Genomic DNA, 583 nt, shown 5'->3' with positions numbered 1-583 from the left:
AGCGGCGAGCCTTCATCCATCCAGACGGATTGATACAGTTTGGCGACGCGAGGAGAGCTGATCGGCAAAATGATACCGTTTAAAACCGGCCACCAGATCAGGCGAGAAACATCGACCACGCGTTTATCGCTGAGGAACTCGGCTAGGTAACGTTTAACCGCTGACGAGGTTGGAGCCTCTGGCGTGCCCAGATTAACTAACAGTACGCCGAACTTTTCTTGCCTCATGCTGCCCTCGGTTATGCATTATCTTGATAGATTGGGAGTTTTGATATTGTAACCAAAATGCTGCAAATCCCAACCAATTACTCTTATTGGTCAACACCATCAAAAGGTGGATATAGAAAAGGCGGCTATTTATTAGCCGCCTTTCATCGTTTCTAGGCCAAACTCGCCTAAAATCGTTCTTATTTCTTAGCCTAGGATAGTTTCCAGCTCAGCACGAACGGCTGCAACAGACTGAGTACCGTCTAATTTGACGTACTTAGTCTTGCCGTTTGCGGCTTCTGCGCTGTAGTAACCGATCAGCGGAGCAGTCTGCTGATGATATTCAACCAAGCGCTTACGTACGGTTTCTTCCTGAT

General features: G+C 47.7%; 1 protein-coding gene and 1 pseudogene. Both read right to left on the bottom strand.

Features of this window, described 5'->3' with window-relative positions:
• The coding region (locus M992_RS14285; RefSeq protein ID WP_187120220.1) for a ferrochelatase at positions 1-227 on the bottom strand (227 nt) is incomplete at its 3' end.
• A gap of 186 nt (positions 228-413) precedes the next feature.
• Positions 414-583, bottom strand: a pseudogene (gene adk / locus M992_RS14280) (adenylate kinase); the annotation flags it as partial.

Origin of the sequence: Moellerella wisconsensis ATCC 35017 (genome assembly GCF_001294465.1) — a bacterium.
GTDB lineage: Bacteria > Pseudomonadota > Gammaproteobacteria > Enterobacterales > Enterobacteriaceae > Moellerella > Moellerella wisconsensis.
Note: the sequence above shows the minus strand (reverse complement) of the source record. Positions and strands in the feature narration are given on the sequence as shown.